Annotated in this window: 1 protein-coding gene and 1 pseudogene; one reads left to right on the forward strand and one right to left on the reverse strand. The window is 69.4% G+C overall.

The window, feature by feature from the left end:
- Positions 1-199 (forward strand): annotated as a pseudogene (locus M0638_RS25565) (IS30 family transposase); the annotation flags it as partial.
- A 43-nt stretch (positions 200-242) separates the two neighbouring features.
- Here the strand turns inward: M0638_RS25565 and M0638_RS25570 are convergent.
- Positions 243-1393 (reverse strand): IS3 family transposase gene (locus M0638_RS25570; protein ID WP_248669787.1). Its coding sequence is split into 2 segments (ribosomal slippage): positions 243-1159 and positions 1159-1393, totalling 1152 coding nucleotides; the frame shifts between segments, so codons are not numbered across the junction.
- Between the last annotated feature and the right edge of the window lie 81 nt (positions 1394-1474).

A 1474-nucleotide genomic window follows, 5' to 3' on the forward strand; every position in this document is an offset into this window, starting at 1 on the left:
TACACACCCGGCACTGCGAGCCTACGTGCAGGACCGGTTGGCCGGTTCCGTTGCCGTTCCGGGCGGCGCCGCGGTGCCCGGCCCGACGACGGTGCCGTGGAAGGGCCGACGGCACGGGCGACGGCAGCACCGACGATGGGCCATGGCGTGGAGCCCGCGGCAGATCGCCGAGCGTCTGCGGCTCGACTTCACGGACGACTGGGTTTGACCCGCGCTCGTGGACGGTTGATGGGCTTGGCTGATTACGGGTCTGCGGTGACGGCTTGGTGCTCCTCTTTTTCGTAGGTCATGGGCGAGCGGTAGCCCAGCGTTGAATGGAGCCTGGCTGGGTTGTACCAGGCCTCAATGAAGCTGAAGGTGGCCATGCGCGCCTCGGCGTGGGAGGCGAAGCGGCGGCGGGCGAGCAGCTCGCATTCCAGGATGGCGAAGAAGCTCTCGCAGAGCGCGTTGTCGTAGGCATCGCCGACCGAGCCCATGGACGGCCGGACGCCGGCCTCTCTGCAGCGCTTGCCAAAGGCCAGGGACGTATATTGCGATCCCTGGTCCGAGTGGTGAATGACATCACGGGGCCGGCGCTGGCCGACGGCCATCTCCAGGGCAGCAAGGACGAGCTCGGCGCGCAGGTGGTTGGCGATGGCCCAGCCGACGACTTTGCGGCTCCAGACATCGAGCACCACGGCGAGGTAGAGGAAGCCGGCTGCCGTAGGGATGAACGTGATGTCTGCGACCCACAGCTGATTGGGGCCGCTGGCCGTGAACTTGCGATCCACCAGGTCCGGCGCCGGCCTGCTGCTGGCGTCGCGGTAGGTCGTCACCGGTCCGCTTCGGCGATGGCTGGCACCAACCAGGCCGACGCTGCGCATCAGCCGTGCGATGCGCTTGCGGCCATGCCGTTCACCCCTGGCACGCAGTTCGGCATGCACCCGCGGCGCGCCGTAGGTCTGGCGCGAGATCGCGTGCACCGTCCGGATCCGCCGCAGCAGCGCCGCATCCGCCTCGGCGTGGGCGGACAGGGGGCGTCCGAGCCAGGCGTAGTAGCCGGCCCGCGAGACGCCGAGCAGGCGTGCCATCCGGGCGATCGGGAAGGATGCCTGGTTCGCCTTCATGAACTCGAAGACCCGGACGGGATCGCGCCGGTCTCGCGGGCAAACCAGGCCGCCGCTCGAGAGAGAATGTCGCGCTCCTGGCGCAGCTGCCTGTTCTCGCGCCGCAGCCGAGCGAGCTCCTCGCGCTCGGCTGCATTCAGGGCGGCCTCGGCAGGGGCGGGTTTCGCCTCGCGCCGCCCCTCCTGTCGGTCAGCGACAGTGACCCAGTTCCGAATGGCCTGGGCGGAGGGTTCAAACTCACGGGCCAGGTCAGCCGGGTCGCGTCCGGCACGGACCAACTCGACCATCTGACGCCGGAACTCCGGCGCGTAAGCGGGGTGGGTCGTACCCGTCCGGCATATACCGCCTTCCCTGACCTGCGCGTCCGC

The organism is Roseomonas acroporae (assembly GCF_023223525.1).
Classification (GTDB): domain Bacteria; phylum Pseudomonadota; class Alphaproteobacteria; order Acetobacterales; family Acetobacteraceae; genus Roseomonas_E; species Roseomonas_E acroporae.